Raw genomic sequence first — 22,275 nt, forward strand, 5'->3', positions numbered from 1 at the left:
CGGCCAGGAGCCTCAGCCCTCCGGTCATGGAGCCCTCGGTGCGCACCTGCGCGCCAGCCAGCACGAGCATGCGAGCGATCGCGCCACGGGCATCGGCCTCATCATCCACGACAATCACCTTCACGCCATCGAGTCGCGGCAGAGGGATCTCAGACAGGTCCCCCTCTGGCGAGGCGGGGTGGCGGCGATGCTCATCGGCAGGCTCGGAGTGCAGGGGCAGGAGGGGGAAAGTGACGATGACGGTAGAACCCTGGCCCAGGCCGGCGCTCTTCACGCGCGCCGTGCCGCCATGCAGCTCGATAAGGTGTTTCACAATCGCCAGGCCCAGCCCCAGTCCGCCATGCTCCCGCGTGGAGGTGGAGTCCGCCTGGCGGAAGCGCTCGAACACATGCGGCAGGAAATCGGGCGCAATCCCCTTTCCGGTGTCGGTGACGGCGACCTCCAGATGCGAGTTCACCCGCTCCAGCAGGATCTGCACTCGCCCCCCTTGAGGGGTGAACTTGATGGCGTTGTTCAGCAGGTTCCAGAAGATCTGCTGCACCCGTGCCGGATCTCCGGAAATGGGCCGGGCCAGCGGATCGAGCATGGCGCTCAGCCGGATGCCCTTGGCCTGGGCGGCCGGTTTCAGCGTCTCCAGCGTGTTGTCGATGAGCGGGCCGATCTCCATGGTCTGCACGTCCAGCCGCACCTTGCCGGAGAGGATGCGGCTCATGTCCAGCAGGTCCTCGATGATGCGCGTCTGCGCGTGAGCACTGCGATGAATGACCTCCACCCCCTGCTTGAGATCCTCTGCCGTGACGTCGTCCATCTGCAGGATTTGCGTCCAGCCCAGGATGGACTGGAGGGGTGTGCGGAGCTCATGGGAGAGGGTGGCCAGGAATTCGTCCTTCAGCCGGCTCTGCCGGGTGATCTCCTCGGCCGACTTGCGCACCGCCTCCTCGCTCTCCAGCAGCGTCTTTTGCGTCGCCCGCTGCTGCTCCACCTCCGCCTGGAGATTGGCGTAGAGCCTGGCGTTGTCCAGGGCCATGGCCGCGTGCACGGCCACCGCCACCACCAGGGTCTCTGCCTCTGATGTGAAGACACCCGGCTCCGGATGGCCAAAGAAAAGGCCGCCGATCACCGACTGGTCCTGGGAAACCACTGGCACGGCCAGATAGCTGCGCACCGGCAGATGCCCCGGGGGCATGCCGTGGTATGGGGCCATGCGGCCATAGCGCGGGTCTTGCAGCACATCATCGATCCGCACCGGCCCCTGCCCGGAGAAGGTGGGCTCAAAAATGGGCGTGTTCCGCGGCATGCCAAACTTCTCAAACGCCTCCCGCGGCGCACCGGAGAGGGTGTAGAGCATGTAAGACTCCCCCTGGCTGTTGACCACGTTGTAGAAGAACGCACCGAATGCGGCGCCGCTCAGCTCGCGGCCCGCGTCCGTGACGGCCTGCACGACCTTCTGCACCTCTTTCTCCCCCGTAAGATCAAACCCCAGGCGGTTCAGCACCTGCAGCTTCCGTTTCTCCGCCTGCAGGGCTTCCTCTCCACGCCGCCGGAAGGTGATGTCTCGAACCACTTTGGACGCCCCTACGATCACGCCCTCGGCATTTTTCACCGGAGAAATGCTCAGGGAGACATCCACCATGCTGCCGTCCTTCCGCTGACGCCGGGTGTCAAAGTGGTCCACCCGCTCGCCAGAGTGGATCTTGCCCAGGATCTCCGCCTCTTCCGCCCGCAACTCCTGCGGGATGAGGCGCATGATGGGCTGGCCGATCATTTCCTCAGCCGTGTAGCCAAAGATGCGCTCGGCCGCGCGGTTCCAACTTGTGACCGTGCCGTTGAGGTCCTTGCTGATGATTCCGTCGTCGGAAGAATCGATTATGGCAGAGAGCAACGAGTCCAGGGTGGGAAATCCCGGGAGCGCCCTCGTGGAGTCAGGAATCATTGAGGAAGAATACGGGGGATGGTGGGCAGCATGCGAGTATCACATATCGGGATCGAAGCAAATCCCGCCGCGGACGTTCCGCAGTTGGCCAAACGGGTCCATCCCCGCCTAGTTGCCGCACCCACCCCGCCTCAGCGTCGACGGCGGCGGGCCATCATCAACATCAGCCCTGTGAACAAGAGCAACGCTCTGCCAGGTTCCGGAGCCACCACCACGAGAACCCCCTCAGACAGGAACAGGCTGCGGTCCCAGTGCAATCCTTCGGCCAGAGTTGGCAGGAGGAGATCCGCATTCACATCCCACCCGTTGTTGTGGAGGGTGGCCCAGTTCATGAGGTCCAGCATGTCACCTTCCTGGAAGGAATAGCCATCAGAGTTGTCCACCACGATGATGGCTCCGGCCTCCAGAGTGAGATCTCCGAAGAGAAGGATCTGGTCGTGAGTACTGATGTTGTAGTTGAAGAGACTGCCGCCACCGAAGTCGTTCTCGAAGTCCAGTCCGGCCAGATAGCCGCCCAAGTCATCGTAGATGCTGGGATCGATGGCAAAGCTTCCATCCCTGTAGAAGCCGCCGGAGGCAGAGATCTCAAAGATGGCGCGTGGGGAACCGGAAACGGCACCCCGCTTCAGGTCCAGGCTGCCCTCAATCGTCAACAACCCGAACTTGGAGATGTCGCTGTCGCCAGCGTTGATCACGCCGCTCTCCTTCACCACCACATTGGCATTCACAGTCCCGTATCCACCAATCCGTCCGCCGATGGCCTGCACCACGGGATTGTCATCCAGTCCGTCATAGTAGGCAGTCTGATTGAAGAAGACTGCCCCCTGAGTCACGGTGACGCCGCCGGAAAGAGCCACCGTATTCCACAGTGTCGTCGCCCCGGCACCGGATTTCACCATGGTGCCCTCACCGGTGATCTCACCGTAGAACTCCGTGTCCGATTCCGAGCTGACGTGAAGGCGGCCTTCATCAGCGATCCCCACATTGCTGTACATGAGGCTGCCCCCCGTGCCCACCTCGAGCGTGCCCTGGCTGATCGTGGTGGAGCCGGACAGGGTGTTGGTCCCAGTCAGCACCTGCGTACCCGCGCCCTCCTTCACCAGGGAAAGTCCGCCGGTCCCGCTCGCTCCATCTTCAATGGTGCCGCCGTAGGTCGCAGTCTGGCCGTCGGCCACCTTGACGGTGACGGCAGAAGGAGCCCCACCATCGTTGCCCACCGTCCCCAGGGTCCCGGACAAGCCGCCCACAGTCTCCGACTCTCCGTTCAGGTCCCAGCGGCCTGAACCTGCGAGGGTGACGATCGAGCTGTCTTGAATCTGGTGAGAAGCACCCAGGCGCAGAATGCCGTTGGAATTGACGGTGATGCCACCGCTGATGGCATTGACCCCGGCAGTCTTCATCAGCAGGAGCACCCCACCGTTGATGGTGGTGTCACCCGTGTAAGTGTTGGCTCCTGATCCCGAGAAAACGAGGGTGCCGGATCCGCTCTTCGTCAACGCATGCTCGCTGGCGTAGAAGCCGCCCTCGGCACTCGTCACCGGATTGGAGATGACGCCGCTGAGGGTCAGACTGGCGGCACCATTGGTGACGTTGATCTCCCCACCGCCGGAGAGCAGTTCCACCTTGCGGCCCGTGGTGGCATTGGCACTGCCGCTGTACTCCAGGGTCCCGTTGTTGAAGTACAGGCCGTTGGATCCGCCGCTGGACTGGCCCAGATTGCTGTCGCCCGTGTCAGAGATCTTGGACACGGCGAGGACACCGCGGGTGCCGCCACCGGTGGCCCCGGTGATGTAGGTGCCGCCGCCGTAGGTGTTGTTGCCTGTCAGCACCAAACGGCCCGCCCCGGCCTTGGTCAGGGCCGTGTTCGACAGACCGTTGTTGGCAATAACCGACTCGATGGTGAAGGCGGAGCCGGTGTTGTTCTGGTGGATGATGAGCTCACCCCCAGCCCCGGCTGAACCCACCAGCGTGCCACCGGTGATCTTTGAGGCATTCCCCGCGACCGCGGAGGTGATGAGAATGCCTCCGCTGGAAACAGTGTTGGTGCCCTGAAGGGTCAGCGTCACGGCCGCGGCGGCGTTGAAGCGCAGGGTGTTGACCGTGAAGCCAGCGGCAGGTGACTGGCTGCTGGTGACGTCCACGTTGTTGCTGGCGGAGCCGAAGTTGTTCACCTGATAGGAGCCTGAAGCCAGGCCGCTGATGGTGATGTCTGACCCGCTCTCTCCACTCACCGCCCAGGTGTTGCCGCCCCAGGTGAGGTACCCGCCAATGATGCCGTTGGAGTTAAGCGAGTCCGTGGTGATCGGAGCCGCAGAACTGTTGGTGATGTTCAGGGTGGCCCCGGCACTCCGTTGGATCGTTTCCAGATGGATCACCTGATTCGTGTTTTGGTGGGCGATGGCAGACGCACCGGCTTCCAGCTTCAGCCCGTTGGTGACGCGGAAGACGTTCGGGGTGACTTGGTTGCCGCTGCCGTCACGGACCCAAGTACCCCCGCGCAAGGTGATGTTCTTCGAGGGCGAGGAAACATTGTAGAACCGGAACGTGGCCCCGGAGTTGACATAGACCGTCTTGGTGGAGTCGCCCAGAGCTCCAGTGCCCCCGCCAAAAGTGAAGTCCCCCTGCTTGACGAAGATATCGCCCAGGTTGGTGGTCTGTCCGCCTTCATAGGTCACCTGGGAGGAGCCGATCTTCGTCAGGGCATGTCCGTTGCCTTGCAGGGAACCGTCGAGGTCCAGACGCTTGCTGGCGTTGTTGATGGTGGCATCCCCGGTGAGCACCAGATTCATCACCCGGACCTGATCTGCCCCGCCGCGCAGGGTCGCCACGTTCGCGAGAGCAAGCGCGCCCTGACGATTGACGCCTTCGCCTTCAATCGAGATGAACTCGTTGTAAACGCCCTCTGCCGCAAACTCGATGGTCGCCCCGGATTTCACGATCGTGTTGCTTCCTGCAGCCGTGTTGCCGAGCGCACCCGAGCTGGCGACGATGAGCTTGCCGCCTTCCACATTCGTGATGCCGGTGTAGGTGCTGTTCCCGCCCAGGGTGAGTGAGCCCGTGCCGGCCTTGGTCAGAGCCAGGACACCCGTGCCGTTTTGGAGCACGCCATAGAAGGCGCTGCTCTGGCCCTCCGCCCCCACCGTGATGACGGTCGGCGTGGTGCCGTTGTTCGTGATGACTCCGGCAGTGGCGGTCGCGGCACTGGAAAGCTGGCTGACGCTGATGCTGTGGCCGTTGAGGTCCAGCGTGCCCGCTTCCACGGCGAGGCGGTTCCCATCTGCCAGGGCATCGGCGTGGTTCAGCCGGACGGTGCCGGCATTCACGGTCAATCCACCGGTGAAGGTGTTGGCCGCGCTCAGCACCAGGGTGCCTGCGCCGCTCTTCGTCAGGGCCACCTGCCCGGTGCCGTTGTTGGCAATGGAGGCGGTGACGTTCAAGGTCCGGCCCGTTGAGTTCTGGTGGATCACCAGTTCCCCACGGGAGTCCGCACTGGTGCCGGCCGTGAGGGTGCCCCCGCCAATCTCGCTGTCAAAATCCCCGCTCACCAGGAGGCCGCCTGACTCGATCCTCAAGGTGTGACCACCCAGGTTCACCGTCGCGGCGGACTGCTGCGCCAGGTTCAAGGAATTAATCACCCGGTCGGCTCCGAGGGTGAATCCGCCGGCCTGTTTGATGTTTTGAACAAAGGTCCAGGTGCTGTCGGCGGTGCCGATGGCATAGTCGTCAACGGTCAGGGCCGTCACACCGCGGCTGCCATATTTGGCAAACTCATCGCCAACGGTCACCCAGGCACCGATCAAGCCGTGGTCCAGACTCGCGGGAGGTGCGTCAAAGACCACCTGGTTGCGACCGTCATCAAGCCCCAGCCCGGCACCGGAGAAGTCCACCGTGGCGGAGTTGTTCCGGGACAGGGAGGCAAAACGAAGCATCGAGGACTGTCCATCGGCGGCCCGGGAGGTGGCCACCGTGCTGGCTCCAGATTCGAGCACGAGATCACCAGCCGTCTCCGAGTAGCTGGCGGCACCACCGTCATGGGTGAACTCCAGCCTGGCCCCGGTGAGAGACACGGCAGCCCCGTCGTTGATCCGGTTCGAGGAGTTCGATGCAGCGGAATTGGTGAGGCGCAGGGTGCCTCCGGTCGTGATCACAATCTGGCCCGTGGATCCGAGGGATCCGGAACCTGCGAGCTCCAGCACCCCGGCCCGCACGGTGGTGGCCCCGGAGTACGTGCTGGCCCCGGTCAGCGTGAGGATGCCGGAGTTGATCTTGGTCAGGGCAAGGATGCCGCCGTTGTTCCGCAGGATGCCGGAGAAGACGTCGTTGGTGGCGTTGTTGACGGTCAGCGTGCTGGTCCCGTTGTTGCCGTTCTCGATGATGCCCTCCCCGTTTATGCTGCGGATACTGCCCACCGTTTCATTGAACCCGAACAACTGGAGCGTGCCCGCCTGGGAACCCGTGCCGCGGAAGTTCAGGACCGTTCCGGCATCTGCGATCTGGTCATGCTGGGCCAGACGCAGGATATCCTGGCTGCCGCCCTGGCCGTCGCCGATGTTGACCTGGGTGTTGGCGGCGATGGCATTCACATACTGGTTCTTGTTCAGACGCAGGATGCCGGAGTTGATGTTGGTGGCTCCGGTGTAGGTGTTCGATCCAGAGCCCTGCAGCACCACCACAGAGCCGGGGCCCTCACCGGTGACGACCAGGCCGCCCGCACCGCTGATGATGCCCGAGAGCGTCAGCACGCCATCGCGGGAGGTCACCTGGGAGGTGGAGGCCAGTGAGATCGCGCCACTGAAGGTATTGTTCCCCGACTGGTTGCGGATCGCACCCAGGGCATCCACCCCGATGCGATGACCACTGCCGTTGAGCACGAGGTTTTCCGCCACGGTGATGCCTCCTCGAACCTCCAGCGTGGCCCCCGCCATGACGGTGGTGTTTCCTGCGGTCGTCCCCAGGGCAGTGGCATTGCGGATGTCCAGCACGCCCTGGGCCACCGTGACCGCGCCGGTGAAGGTGTTCGCCCCGGAAAGGATGAGGCGTCCCACCCCAGACTTGGTCCAGGCTCCGGAACCGGCCATCACAGCAGAGATGGTCGTGCCCAGGGAGTCCACATAGGCGTGGTTGGTGGTGATCCAGGCGTTGTTGGTCACGGTGAGGGTGCCATCAGCGCCTGTGCCGGCGATGGTGTAGTAGCCGCTGCCCGCATCGTTAAAGGTCATGTTGTTCACCAGGATGCCGCCTGTGGCATTGATGGTGACCGTCCCGGCAGCTCCTGATGCAGCGCCAAAGATGACGTTCTGGGTGCCGTCCGAAACAAAGGAGCTGTTGCCGGTGCCATTCCACCAATGCGTGTCCGTGGTCCAGGTGCCGGCACCGTCCTGGGCACCTGTGGTGGCCGTGTCACTGTCCCAGGTGAGGGCGTTCGCGAGGACCACGATGGTGCCGTTCACCTTGAGGCGGCTGGTGTCCCAGTACGTGCCTGCGCTGTTGGTCAGGCCGAGGGAGGCGAGGTCCAGCAGAAGGCTGTCCAGGTCGCGATCCACGACCGAAACCACACCCCAGTCGATGAGCCTGAGAGACTCATTGACCTGCCACTGGAGGGCGGCATTGCCGTTGTTGAGGATGAGTTTACCCCCCAGTTCCACCGGGCTCGTACCGGCGAACTTGATCTGATCCACAGAGGACACGCTCCAGACGTCCATGCTGATGGTCCCCTGGCTGGAGAGTCCTCCATTGAAGGTGAGGATCTGGGCAGCAGTCTGGCCAAAGTTACCCACACTGAGCAGACCGCCGGCCTGGATGATGGTATCCCCGCCGATGACGCCGTTCCCCGCGAGAGTGGCCCCGCTGGAGACGGTGTGCAGGCCGCTCCCGGTGCGCGCAGTGGCCAGCGATCCCGCTGCCGTGCCTGCGCCCACCTGCAAGGTGCCGGCGAGCACCTCGGTGGTGCCGGTGTAAGTGCTCGAACCAGAGAGAATCTGGTAACCCACACCCGTTTTCGCGAGGGAGGTCGTGCCGCCGCCAGTCCCATCTTCGATGATGCCGGCATAACCGTTGCCCGTGCCCCACTGGGTCCCGTTGGCCACATAGGTCGCGTCATCGTGACCGATCGTGAGTTTGGAAGCGCCGATGCCGCCGTTGCGGATGATGCCGCCGCTGCCCATGAGCAGGCCGACATTTTGACTGGTGCCGTTGAGCTCCAGGATGCCGCCGGTGTTCACAGTCAGTCTGGCGATGGAGGCCCCCAGACGACCAGCCCCGCTCAGGCGCAGGATGCCTGCGTTGACGGTGGTGGTCCCGGTGTAGTCATTGCTGCCGTTGGACAGGATCAGGATGCCGTTGCCGGTCTTGGTAAGATTCCCCTGCCCGGCATAGTGCCCCTCGTCAGCCGCGAGCGCCTCACCGGTGATCTTGCCGCTGACATTGAGCGCCACTCCGGCGGTGAGGACGTCAAATGTGCCGCCGCCCGAGAGCAGATTCACCGTGCGGCCGAGCTCCGTGCTCGAGGCACCCGCATAGCGCAGGATGCCGTTGTTGAAGTAGATCTGGTTGGCCGTGGAGCCAAGCTGGTCATTCCCCGTGGTCTGCAGCTGGCTCACCTGGAGCACCCCGGTGGAGCCGCCCCCGGCCGCGCCGTTGATGTAGGTGTGGCCCGTGTAGGTATTGGTGGCGGCGAGGATGAGCGTGCCGCCGCCTGTCTTCACCAGGGCGGTGGCGCCGCCGTTGTTCTCGATCACCGAGCCGATCGTCAGTGAGTTGGCGGTGTTGTTCTGATGGATGATCAGCTCACCTGAGGCGGAGCCCCGCAATGAGCCACCCGTGATGCTGAGGGCGTTGTTTCCCACAGCCGAGGTCACCAGGATGCCTCCGCTCTGCAGGGTGTTGGCTCCCGTAAGCGTGAGGGTGGTGGCAGCAGCGGTGTTGAAGCGCAGAGAGTTGACGGCGAAGTTGGAGATGGCCTCGCTCGCGAGCACGTCCACATTGGCGGCAGCAGCAAAGGTGTTGGAATAGCTGGCGGTGGCAAGCCCCGCAATGGCCCCGTTGACACCGTTCGTGGAGTTCACCGCCCAGGTGTTGCCGCCATAGGTGAGGTAGCCGCCCAGGATGCCGTTGGAGTTGGTGGAGGTGGTGGTGGCCAGCACCGGGTTGCCGGTGGTTGGCAGAACCAGGGCGGAGGTGTCCTGAATGTCCAGCGTGGCCCCGGTGCCCCGGGTGATGGTGCCCAGCTGGAAGACCAATTGAGAGTTCCCATGCTGAATGGAGGAATGCCCGGCCGTGAGGTTCAGCCCACCCGTCACGCGGAGGATGGCACCGGCCGATTCGCCCACCGCACCGCCGTTGCGCCGCATGATGCCGCCTTGCAGCGTGATTCGCTTGTCATCCGAGGACTTGGCGTAGAACGAAAGCGATGCGCCGGAGTTCACAGAAATAGTGTTCCCATAGACGATGCTGTCGAAGTATCCCATGTCGGAACCGCCGGAGAAGTTGAAGGTCCCCTGCTTGACGTAGGCGTTGCCCAGGTTTCTGGAGTTGGCGCCGCCCTCCCAGGGCAGATCGGCCGAACCAATCTTCGTGACGCTGAACCCTTGCGCATCCATCACCCCATCGAAGTCCCAGCGAACGTTGGCATTCAAGGTGGTGTGGCCGGTCAGTACGAACTGATTGATGACCAGACCGGAGCCCCCGTTCTTCATGACGGCTCCCAGATAACCGACGCCCTGACCCGACGCAGTGATGCGTTCATTGTTCAGCGGGGTCGTTCCTCCCATAAAGGACAGGTCAAGAGTAGCCCCATTGCGCACGTCCAGGCCATTGGCCGTGGTCGTGCCCACGCCTGCGGCATTGGCGTGCCCCAGGGCCAGGATCCCCTCCTCAACGATGATCTTCCCGTCATATGCGGCGCTATCCCCGCTGAGATAGAGGCGACCCTCGCCCGTCTTGGTGAAGGAGCCGCTTCCAGCAAGCACCCCGGCAAAGGTGATGTTGTTGCCATTCGTATCGACCACAGCGCCCCCTGCGCCAATCGTGCCGAAGCGGCTGGAGTAGTCCAGCACGATGCCGCGACCGTACTCCAGAGTGCCTCCGTTGAAGACGATGGCACCCGCCCCGCCTGCACCCAGTGCGCGGGTGTTCTCGATGGCCAGCACGCCTTGATACAGCGTGGTGGTGCCCGTGTAAGTGTTGGCGGCGGTGAGCGTCAACCGGCCAGCCCCCGCCTTGGTGAATCCCGATCCACTGCCGGTCAGGACCGCGTTGATCGAGGCATCCACATTGGTCGTGATCCAGCTGCTGGATTGCAGGGTGATGGCACCCGGACCGTTGATCTGGTAACTGCCGCTGCCTGCGGGCTCAAACGTTATGTCCTGAACTGACACGCCACTGGCTGCGACCTGGACCGTGCCCGCCGGCCCTGAACCAGCACCGAAGACGACGCTGTTGCCGTTTGTGAAAGGAGCATTCGCGGAGCCGTTCCACCAGTTGGAAGTGGAGGAGTTCCACACCCCGCTGCCGTCCTGGGCACCTGTGCTTCCAGTATTGGCATCCCAGCGCAGAGCGCCAGTCAGCACGTCCTTCACCAGAGAGACGACGCCCAGATCCGACAGACGGGACAGGTCCCACTGCCAGCCCGCAGCCAGGGTGCCAAAGGAAGACATGTCCACAGAACTGAATGCGACATTGCGGTTGGACGCCGTGGTGACTGCGGTCCAGTCAAAGAGGCGGATGCTATCGCCCAGCGCCCAGGTCGTGTTGCCAGTGAGGTTGGTCAGGACCAGCGTGCCGCCGAGATCCACCATGGCGTCTGAGCCAAAGACAAGCGTGTCGCTGGTGGTGCCAGCGCCCACCCCATAGGTCCACACGTCCATCTCGATGGTGCCAAGGTTCGTGAACGCCCCGTTCACCAGCAAGCTCTGGGCTCCGGTGGCATCGAAGGTGCCGACGCTCAAGAAACCTCCTGCGGCCACGGTGGTGAGTGAGCCACTGCTGCCAATGCCCCCGTTGCCAGACAGACGACCGGTGGCGGCCACGGTGACATTTCCCGCTCCCGCGCGGGCCGTGCTGGCGGCGGCGGTGCCAGATCCGATCTGCAACACCCCGCCCGAAACTGTTGTCGTACCGGTGTAAGTGTGGACTGCCGTCAAGATCTGTCTGCCCGCGCCAACTTTCTCAAAGCTCATCACGCCGCCCGTGCCGCTGTTGTCCCGGATGACACCGGCGTAGCTCGCATCGGCCCCGCCATTCCCAGCCTTCAACACAGACGTGGTGGAGGCCCGGCTGTTTTGAATAAACCCGGCCGTACCCGAGAGAGCTCCAATGGTCTGCGTGGTGCCGTGAAGGTCCAGGGCACCACCATTCACCGTGATGGCGTTGGAGGTGCTGCCCAGCGTGCCGTTGAGAGTGCCGTCAGAAAGTTGCACGGTGCCCGACGCCAGGGTCAGCCCACCAGAGAAGTTGTTGGTTCCGTTAACAAGATAGAGAATGCCCCCTCCGTTCGCCGTGAAGCCGCCGGCGCCCGTAACCTGCCCAGTGAGTTTCATGTGGCGGTCCGTACCGGGATTGATCCGGTTGTTGGCCACATTGTCGATGTGGACCATGCCGCTCCAGATGATGGTGGTGGCCGCGCCGCTGCCGGAAGAGGTCCACACCCCACCGTTCATCTCCACCTGCTTGCCATTGCTGGCCACCTGCCAGGAGCTCAAGGTCCCAGCGCTGTTGACGATGAACCGATGGGCGGTGGAGCCGACGTTGCCATTCTGAACCGTCACGTTGCCCCCGCTGATCACAATGTCGCCCACTGTCGATCCATTGTTCGGTGACCAGGTGAGCTGGTTGGCTCCTACTTTCGTCAGCGTGTAAGTCCCACCGATGAAGTCGATGGCCCCCACGATGTCATAGCGGTTCACGCCACCGATCGTCGTATCACCTGCAAGGGTGATCTTCTTCCAGATGGAGCTGTTGGTCGCTCCGGCCCCTGAGTTCCAGAGTGCGGCCATGCCTGCCACACCTGAACCACTGACCGTGATGTCATACTTGGTGCCCGTCCCCGTGTTGCTGTTCGTATCCAGCGTGGCCCCGCTGGCGACAATCACTGATGTGCTCGCGCCCAGTGCACTGGCTATCGCACCGCTGGCGATTTTCAACACACCAGCTTCCACGGTGGTCGTTCCGGTATAAGTGGCTGCGGCCCCCAGCGTCAGGGTTCCGGCGCCTTTCTTCGTGAAGCCCCCATTGCCGGTCAAGGCCGTGGCAAAGGTGATGTTTCCACCGTTGGTGTCCACCGTGGCGTCGCCAGTGAAGGGATCGAACTGGTCAGAGAAATCCTCCGTGATGCCGGTGGCGTACCTAAAGGTCCCGCCATTGAAGACAAGCCTGCTGGTGCCCACCCCGAGAGCCGCCGCGTTGCCAACTTCCAAGGTGCCCTCTGCTAGCACGATGTAGCCATCGAAGGTGTTGGCCTTGTTCAGGTACAGCGTGCCTGAGCCTGTCTTCAACAGTCCACCACCTCCGATGGCTGATCCAGCCGATCCCGCGAGAACGGCATTCACCACAATGTCACCGCCGTCCGTATTCCACACCTGGTTTGCACCCGCCTTGTCCACCGTCACCGTGAGCCCGTCCAGGAACTGGAGCGCGGACGTACTGCTGTTGGCCACGCTGTCTCCAGTGAGAAGCAGATTGCCCGTGCCACCGATGGAGGTTGCCGTGCCCGTCACGCTTTGCAGCAGGTCATAGACCGTGATGCTCCCCGTGACATTCACGAGGTTGGTGCCGCCTGTCTGGAAGTAGGCATCGAATCCATCCACCCAGGCCCCCGGAGCGACCGCACCGGGATTGAACACGGATTGCCAGTAAGCGCCTGACCACTCCACCGCGGCCGGGGCCGGGTTGAGCCCGGCAGCAGAGCCGCCATCAAAGTATTGTCCCGGAGCACGACTCGGCAGGCCGAGCAGCAGTGAGGCTCCAGCAAGGACAGGGAGGAAGGCGAAAACGGGCTTCATGAAACAAACTCAGACGGAAATTTTGACGCGGGCGGAACGACGGCGGCGGAACAGGACAGACCCCAGGGCCAGGAACAGCAGGCAGAAGCGCCCGGGTTCAGGAGCCGACACGAACACGATGCCGTGCTCGCCGAAGAGGCTGGTGTCCCAGCGCATGTTCGCATCAGACAGGGTGGGCAGGAGGAGATCCCAGTCCGTGCTCCAGACCCGGTCTGAACCGGAGGCGACAAGGTTCAACGTGCCCCAGTCGATGAGGTTGAAGACATCCCCAATCTCGAACTCGTAGCCGTTGAGATTCTCAAACAGGATCTGGGCTCCGGCCTCCAGCGTGAGCTCCCCATTCACGATCAACTGGCCGTGATTCCCGGCCGCATTGACGTCGTAGAACGTGGAAATCAGACTCTCGTTTCCGGCCAGGCTAAAGTAGCCGGCGGTGTTGGCACCGTGTGTGCCGATCCAGGTGGCCAGGCTTGCGTCGTGGTAAGTTGCGCCTAAGGAGGTGGTGCCCAGGATGATGCGCGGCATGGCAGAGGCCTCAGGGCGGGCCAGCACGAGATCGCCGTCGATCGTCAAGGTGCCAAGCCCCTCGCTGAAGCCGCTGTAGTCCCTCTGGCTGATCTGACCGGAGCCCTTGACCAGCACGTTCCCTGTGATCGTGCCGAACCCACCAAGGGTGCCACCCGTGACGTTGACGACAGGAGCCGAGATGGCGAAGGAGTTCGCCACCAGATGGCCAGCCTGCACGTTCACCGTACTTGCACTGAAGCTAGCACCGGAAAGCGTGGTGATGCCTGATCCCGCTTGGGTGAAGGTGCCCTCACCGGAGACTTCCTGCATGACCTCGACATCCGCAATCGTCTTGACCACGAGCTCCGCGTTGTCAGCGATGTTGATGTTCCCGTAGCCTACCTCTGCGGAGGACTGGCCATCGCCCACCTGGAGGATGCCTTCGTTCACATCCAGACCGCCAATCGTGGCCAGGCCGCGGACCAGCACCTGGGTGCCAGCCCCCTCCTTGATGAACTTCAACATGGAGCCGCTCTCTGAGATCGAGCCCGCATAGGAGTAGGTCTTGCCAGCGGCCACCTTCACGGTGAGCGAGGCATCCATGCCGGATCCATCCTCGATGAGGGTTCCCGTAGCGGTACCAACCAGACCGCCGATGGTTTCAGACTGCCCGTTCAGGCGGAAGACACTGGTGCCATTGAGCGTGATCACGGAGGTGTCCTTGATCTGATGGGAGGCCTTCAATATCAGGATGCTGTTGTTGTTGAGGATGACGTTCCCGTTGATGGCATGAACCGGACTTCCTTCTGTGGAAGTGGTCTTGTTCAGATGCAGCGCTCCTGCATTGACGGTGGTGTCACCGGTGTAGGTGTTGGCCTGGGTGCCGCCCAGCACCAGGGTGCCTTCACCGCTCTTCACGAGAATGCCCTGCCCTGCATAGAAACCCTCGTCTTCGTTCAGGACCTCCCCTGCAACCACACCGTTCAGCTCCAGGGCCGCCCCTGCGCTGGTGATGCGGAACTCTCCGCCGCCGGAGAGCAACTGTACGGCCCGGGTCGTTGTCGCCGTGGTGCCGCCAGTGTACTCCAGAAGACCATTGTTCAGGTAGAGGCCATTGCTGCCCCCGGTGGAATTGCCCAGGTTGCTGTCTCCGGTGTCGGAGATCTTCGACACGGAAAGCACACCCCGGGAGCCGCCACCGGCCTGACCATGGATGTAGGTGCCACCCGTGTAGGTGTTGTTTCCTGTAAGGATCAGCGAGCCCGTGCCGACTTTCGTCAGCGCTGTGGCTCCACCGTTGTTGGCGATGATGGATTCAATCGTCAGCGCGGCCGAGGCATTCTGGATGACGACCAGATCTTTGCCAGCGGCCCCCACCAGCGTGCCGCCGGTGATCTTGGTCGCACCACTACCCGTCACCAGCAGACCGCCCGTATTCAGCGTCAGCGTATTGCCAGCACCGATGGTGACCGTGGCGGCTGCGGTAAGCCGCAGGGAGTTGATGGTCTGAGTGCCCACGCCTGAGGCGTTGCCACCGAGGCTGACGTTTTCGTCCGCCGCCCAGTTGGTGGCGGTGGTGCTGGTTTCATAGGTGCTTAGTCCCGTGATGTTCGTCACGGACCCGTTGGTCGAGCCAACCGCCCAGGTGTTGCCGCCGTAGGTGGCATAGCCTCCCATGATGCCGTTCACGTTCACCGAGGTGGTGGTGGCGAACGTGTTCGTAGTGGAAACCACGTTCAGGGTCGCGCCCACGGAGCGGTTCACGCCATTCAACTGGAACACCAGGGCCGAGTTGCTGGAGCGGAGTTCCGAGTTGCCCGCCTCCAGATACAACCCGCCCGCGATGTCAAAGGTGTTGCCGCTCACCGAGGTGGCACTGGATCCGTTGCGGCCGATGGAGCCGCCGCGCAGGACCACTCCTTTGGAGTCAGACGTCTTGTCCCAGAAGGCCAGACTGGTGCTGTTGAGCACATAGATGAAGTTGTGACCCGACGCGTCATTGAAGTAACCCATGTCGGCACTGCCGGCGAACTGGATGCTGGACTGCTTTGCGTAGAGGTTGCCCAGGTTGGCCATGGTACCGTCAAAGGTGAGACCGCTGGTCCCGATCTTCGTGATGCTGTGGCCGCGGGCATCCGAGCCGCCGGCCTCCACGTCAAAGCGGCCGCCGCTGGAGTTCAGCGTCACATCCCCATCGAGGAACAGGTAGCCGAAGCCGTAGTTCCACTCCTCTGCGGAGTTCTTTGTAATAACACCCAGACCGTCCACCCCGTGGCCTGAGATGGTGATGTACTCGCCGTAGGGAGCCCCCAGACGCGGCATGTCAGAAACATCCAGCGTCGCCCCGTTGTGAACGATGGTGCCGTTACCCGCGTTGCCCAATGCCCCGAGGGCGTTGGCATTGCCGATCCTCAGGATGCCCTGCTCCACAATGGTCTGGCCGGTGTAGGTGTTGTTTCCGCCCAGCGTGATGGTGCCGGTCCCCGTCTTGGTCACGGTGACGGCTCCACGCAGGCTGCCGTAGAAGTTGCTGCTGGCATTCCCTTCCCCGACGGTCAGGCTCGCCGCGGCCCCGAGGTTCTCCACCACGCCCGTCGTCGCATTGGCATCGCTGCCCAGTCTGCCGAGTACGAGGTTTTGACCATTGAAGTCAAAGCGACCCGCATTGACCAGGAGATCATTGCCCGCAGCCAGTGCGGCCCCTGCTGCCAGCGTGACCTTGCCCTCATGCACGGCAAGGCCGCCGGTGAAGGTGTTCTGGCCGGAGAGCAGGAGATTGCCCCCGCCGGACTTGGCCACACCCACCGCCTGGGTGCCGTTGTCAGTGATGTTCGCCGAAATCTCCAGCGTGAAGGCCTGGCTGGAGTTTTGATAGATGATCAACTCCCCGCCCTGCAGGGTCCCGGTGCCGGCGGTGAGCGATCCGTTGGTGATGGCCGAGTTGTAGTCTCCGCTCACGATGATGCCGCCCGACTCCACCCGCAGCGCGTGACCGCCAAGGTTCAAGGTCTGACCCGCGCCGACCTGTGCCATGTTCAGCGAGTTGATGTTGCGGTCTGCCGTGAGCGTCTGGCTGGCGGCTGTCTTGACGTTCTTGTCAAAGGTCCAGCCCGACTCCCCGCCGGTGTGGTAATCTCCGTCCTCAAAGGACACCACCCCGTGGTCGCCATACTTGGCAAAGTTGTCACCAATGGTCATCCAGGCGGCCAGCATGCCGTGATCCAACATGTCCTCGGAGAAGTTGCCGACAAAGATCTGATTGCGGTTGCTCTTTCCGAGCCCGGTACCGGTGAACTCGAGCAGTCCGCCATCAAGACGTTGCAAGGAGGACAGCATGAGGGTGGAGGTCCGGTCGGAAGCCGCCTGGGACGAGGAAATCACGTTCGAGCCAGCGGTGATCTGGACGGTGCCCACGGTCTCAGAGTAGTTCCCGGCTCCATCGTGATTGAAGTCCAGCGTGCCGCCGGACATGAGCACGGTGGCGCCATCATTGAGGCGGTCGCTGTTGCTGGCACCGCTGGCGTTGGTCAACCGCAGGACGGAGCCCTCTGCCACGATGATCCCGCTGGTGCCTGAGAGGCGGCCACTGGAACCCGCGAGCTCCAGCACGCCTCCGCGGACGACTGTGGTGCTGTTGTAGGTGTTGTCCCCGGTCAGGGTGAGTTTTCCTGAACCGCTCTTCGCAAAGGCCAGCCAGCCCTGGTTGCCGTTGCGCATGATGCCGCTGAACACGTGATCCGTCGTATGATTGACGGTCAGGGTGCTGAGGCTCCCTGCCGTGCCGCTGCCGTTCTCAATGACGCCGGCGCCACCGGTGCTTTCAATGGCCCCAACCGTCTCGGAAAGTCCCATCAACTGGAAGACTCCTGCGCTGGAACCCGTGCCTGCGAAGGAGAGGACGGTGCCGGAGTCCGCGATCTGATTGGACTGCGCGAGGCGGAGCACCGCACGGGAGCCGCCGGTCCCGATCTGAATACGGCTGTTGGCCGCGATGGCATTGACCCCCGCGTTCTTACCAAGGCGCAACTCACCCGACTTCACGGTAACTCCACCGGTGAAGGTGTTGGCGGAGCCCCCGGTCAGTTGCACGATGGACGTGGTGTCCTCACCCGTGATGATCAGGGCACCTGCGCCGCTGATGACGCCGGAGAGGGTCAACGTGCCGGCCCGCGAGGTCACCTGGGAGTTCGAGGCCAGGCTGATGGTGCCGGAGAAGGTGTTGTTTCCTGAGTTGTTGCGAAGCACACCGATGGGATCCACGCCGATGCTGTAGCCGTTCCCATTCAGCACGAGGTTTTCCGCCACGGTGATGCCGCCGCGCACCTCCAGGGTGGCCCCTCCGGTGACCTGGGTGTTGCCCGCGGTCGTGCCCAAAGCCTGGGCGTTCCGGATGTCGAGCACGCCTTGCAGGACAGACAGGTTGCCGGTGAAGGTGTTGGCCCCTGAGAGGATCAAGCGCCCGGAGCCAGCCTTGGACCAGTTCGTGCCCGCGATGACAGCGCTGATGGTGGACCCGAAGTCCGCCTCATACGCATGATCTGTCTTCACCCAGCTTCCTGCAGCAAGGTTCAGCACACCAGGAGCCCCTGCGGCACCAGAGATTTCATAGTACTTGGCTGCGCCCGTGCCGGTGCCTGACTTGAAGGTGATGTCCCGCACGGTGATGCCGCCGGGGTTGTTGATCTGCACGTTGGCCCCGTTGCCGGTTCCCGTGCCGAAGACGACGTTCTCATTGCCATTGGAGGCAAAGGTCACATTGGAGCCGCCGCTCACCCAGTGGTTGTCCGTGGTCCAGGTGCCCGCACCGTCTTGGGTGCCTGCAGTTGAGGTGTTCGCATCCCAGATCAGGTCATTGGAACGCACCACGATGGTGCCATCCACGCCCAGACGGCTGAGATCCCAGTAAGTGTTCGCCCCATCAGCCAGACCGAGAAGGGCCATGTCCAGCGAGAGATCATCGAGATGGCGGTTCTCCATCCAGACGCCGCCCCAGTCGATCAGGGTGAGAGCCTGCCCCACCTGCCATCCGTAGGAGGCCACCGCACCGCCGTTGTTGAGCACCAGGCTGCCGCCCAGATTCACCTCGGCATTGCTGACGAACTTGATCTGATCCACCGAGGTCGCACCCCAGACGTCCAGAGCAAGGGTGCCCTGGTTGGTGAGACCTGCATTGAAGGTGAGCGACTGGGCTCCAGTCTGCCCGAAGGTGCCCACACTGATCAAGCCACCGGCATTGACGACGGTGTTGCCGCCGACGATGCCGTTCCCGGACAGCGTCGCGCCGCTCGATACGGTATGCAGGCCGCTGCCCGTGCGCGCCGCGGAGGTCGCGCCCGTGCCCGCACCGATCTGCAAGATGCCTTCCTGGATCTGGGTGGTGCCCGTGTAGGTGCTGGCCCCAGTCAGGATCTGGAGGCCTGTGCCCACTTTGACCAAAGCCACTGTGCCCGTGCCAGTGCCAGTGTTGTCCCGGATGATGCCCTGGTAGCCGTTGCCGGAGCCATAGGTGGAGCCGTTGGCTCCGCTACTGGCATTGCCGGTGCCGACTGTGAGAACAGACACGCCAGTGCCGCTGTTTTGGATGATGCCACCCGTCGAACTGCTCAGCAAGAGTCCCACCGTCTGGCTGGTGCCGCCGAGATCCAGGATGCCGTTGGTCACGCTCAGATAGCCTTGAGAGGCCCCCAGCTTGCCCGCACCGCTGAGACGCAGCGTACCCGCTGTGATGGTGGTGCCGCCTGTGTAGTCGTTGGTGCCGTTGGTGATGACCAGGGTACCCGCTCCATCTTTGAAGAGCGTGCCCTGGCCCCAATACCAGCCTTCATCCGATGCGAGGGCCTCGCCTGTGATCTTGCCGCTGAGCGTGAGGGTGACATTGGCCGCATCCACCTGGAAGCGCCCCCCGCCTGAGAGCAGGTGAATGGCACGGCCCGTCTCAGCATTGGTGCTGCTGTTGGTATAGCGCAGCCGGCCGTTGTTGAGATACAGCGCATTGGAGCTGGATCCGAGGTTGTCATTGCCGGATGTGACAAGGGAGGAAACACGGATCTCCCCGACACCGCCACCACCCGCATCCCCGTTGATGTAGGTGTTGCCGGTGTAGGAGTTGGTGCTCCCGAGAACCAGCGCCCCGGCGCCTGACTTGGTCAGGCCGGTGGCACTCGCGCCGTTGTTGGCGATGATCGAGTTGATAGTCAGGATGTTGGCTGTGTTGTTCTGGTGGATGACCAGATCTCCACCCGTGCCGGCGGATCCCACCAGCGTTCCGCCGTTGATGTTGACCGCATTGTTTCCTACGGTCGAGGTCACCAGAATGCCGCCGCTCTGCAGTGTGTTGATGCCGCTGAGTGACAGGGTCAATGCCGCCGCCTGGTTGAAGCGGAGGGAGTTGACCGTGAATCCGGCACCGGGCGTCTGGTTCGAGGTGGTGACATCCACGTTATTGCCCGCAGCCGTGAAGTCGCTCGCATAGTCGGCCGTGGCCAGGCCGGTGATGACATTCGTCTTGCCGCCCACGGTCGTGGCCCCGGAGTTCACCGCCCAGGTGTTCTTGCCATAGGTGAGGTACCCGCCGATGATCCCGTTGGAGTTGGCCGTGGTGGTGGTCACCATGGCCGGGTTCTGGAAGTCCGTGAGCGCGGAGGTATCCTGGATGTTGAGCGTGCCGCCCGCTTCACGGTTGATGCCGTTCAGCTTGAAAATCATCTGCGAGGAGCCATGACGGATCTCAGAATGACCCGCGGCCAGCACCAGGCCGCCGGTCATGTCCAGCACGCCCAATGTCCCTACCGCGGCAGTCGATCCTCCCGTGCGCAGCATGGCACCGCCATTGAGCACAATGCGCTTGTTGAGCGTGGTGTTCCGCTCCCAGAAGCTCATGTAGGCGCCGGTGTTGATGACCACCGAGGTGTTCGCTGAGCCGAAGTTGCCGGACTGCATCATGTACTGGCCGCCCTTCACATAGACGCTGCCCAAGTTGTTGAAGCTGTCCGTCGTGAAGTGACCGTTGCCGACCAGGGTGATGGCGAAGCCGCCGGCGTCACCATTGACGTTGAGACGGTTGCCGTTTGACTTGCCGATCGTCACATTGTCCCGCAAATAGAGCTGTTGCAGGTTGCCGGTGAACCAGTTTGTATTGGAGTTCACGATAAGTGATCCCAGCCCGTCCACGCCGCGTCCGTAGAGCTCAATGCGCTCCTGGGTGTTGCTGGTGAGATCGGCATCCACCACCGGGGAGAGATCCAGCGTCGCGCCGCTGCGCACGACGACGCCGTTGGTGAAGTTGGTGCTGGTGCCAAAGACACTGCGCGAGCCGATGGCGAGGATGCCCTGGTCCACAATGATCTGGCCGGCAAACGTATTGGTCGTGGAAGTCAGCAGCAACCGTCCGTCGCCCGTCTTGGTGAAGGTGCCGGAACCGGTGAATCCGGTGGCATAGCTGAGGTTCTGTCCGTTGGTATCCACCACCGCGCCCCCGGCGCCGATGGCACCGAAGCGGGAGGAGAAGTCGTTGGTGATGCCCACGGAATGGCGCAATGTGCCGCCGTCGAAGACAATGGTGCCGGCTCCGCCCATGCCAAGCCCGCGGGTGGATCCCACCTCCAGCACACCGCTGAAGAGGGTCACATTGCCCGTGAAGGTGTTATTTCCCAGAACAGTCAGCGTGCCTGCGCCCGCCTTGGTGAAGCCACCGGTGCCTACCAGCGCCGCACTAATGGTGGCATCCGTGTTGGCCGTGATCCAGCTGTTGGCGGAGAGGGTGATCGCCCCGGGTCCGTCAATGGTGTAGGTACCGCTGCCGGCGTTCTGGAAGGTGATGTGGTTCACCGTCACGCCGGAAGCTGCCACGGAGACCGTGCCTGCCGCACCGCTGCCGGAGCCGAAGATCACGCTGCTGCCGTTGACGAATGCCACATTCGCCGCGGTAGTGGGATTCCACCAATGATTGTCCGTCGTCCAGGTGCCGCTGCCGTCCTGGGCCCCGGAGGTGCCGGTGTTGGCATCCCATCTGAGGGCTCCTGCGAGCACGTCCTCCATGATGCGGATCACTCCGGTGCTCTGGAAGCGCCCAAAGTCCCAGATGAGGCCGTCTGTGAGGATGCCGAGTGAACCCAGGTCAATGTTGGAGAAGTTGACGTGCCGGTTGGCCAGCGAAACGGTGCCCCAGTCGATGAGCTGCAAGCTGTCCCCCAGCTCCCACGCGGTGAAGGTGGACTGGTTGTTGAGGATGAGGCTTCCGTTGAGATCGATGGACGCGTCCGAGTTGAACTTCAATCTGTCAGACAGACCTTCGCCCCAGACATCGAGACTGATGATGCCGTCGTTGAGGAAAGAGCCGTTGATCGCGAGGATCTGGGCGGCGGTCTGCTCAAACGTACCGACGGAGAGGATGCCGCCGCTCTGCACGTGCGTCAGCGAGGCTGCCGAGCCAACGGTGCCGTTTCCGGCCAGAGTGGCCCCGGCCCTGACGGTGGTGCCTCCTGCGCCCGCCACAGCCGCGCTGCTGGCGCCGGTGCCACTGCCCACCTGCAGCGTTCCCTGGGTGACATCGGTGGTGCCTGTGTAGGTGTTGTTTCCTGAAAGGATCTGCAGGCCGGTGCCGGTCTTCACCACCGAGAGCTTGCCGGAGGTGCCGTCCTCCAGCACGCCTGCGTAGCCCGCGCCCACGCCCCAGAGCGGGCTGCTGCTGCTCACGTTGTCCGCCCCGATCGTGAGCACCGATGTGCCCGCACCGCTGTTCCGGATGGAGCCGCCAGCGCCAGACAGTAGACCCACGGTCTGGCTGGTGCCGTTCAGCTCCAGAATGGCTCCGGCGCTCATCATGACCTGGGAGTAGTA

General features: G+C 63.0%; 3 protein-coding genes. All 3 read right to left on the reverse strand.

What is annotated here, in order from left to right:
• A partial coding sequence (locus BV106_RS02375; RefSeq protein WP_051944826.1) for a PAS domain S-box protein occupies window positions 1-1,933 on the reverse strand: 1,933 nt, incomplete at its 3' end.
• A 131-nt stretch (window positions 1,934-2,064) separates the two neighbouring features.
• The gene (locus BV106_RS02380; protein WP_038159950.1) at window positions 2,065-12,930 is read right to left on the reverse strand and encodes an autotransporter-associated beta strand repeat-containing protein; all 10,866 of its coding nucleotides are present in this window, start codon (window positions 12,928-12,930) and stop codon (window positions 2,065-2,067) included.
• Between the two features lie 9 nt (window positions 12,931-12,939).
• The gene (locus BV106_RS02385; protein ID WP_038159952.1) at window positions 12,940-22,260 is read right to left on the reverse strand and encodes an autotransporter-associated beta strand repeat-containing protein; all 9,321 of its coding nucleotides are present in this window, start codon (window positions 22,258-22,260) and stop codon (window positions 12,940-12,942) included.
• Window positions 22,261-22,275: the final 15 nt, after the last annotated feature.

The sequence above is a fragment of the Verrucomicrobium sp. BvORR106 genome, from assembly GCF_000739655.1.
GTDB lineage: Bacteria > Verrucomicrobiota > Verrucomicrobiia > Verrucomicrobiales > Verrucomicrobiaceae > Verrucomicrobium.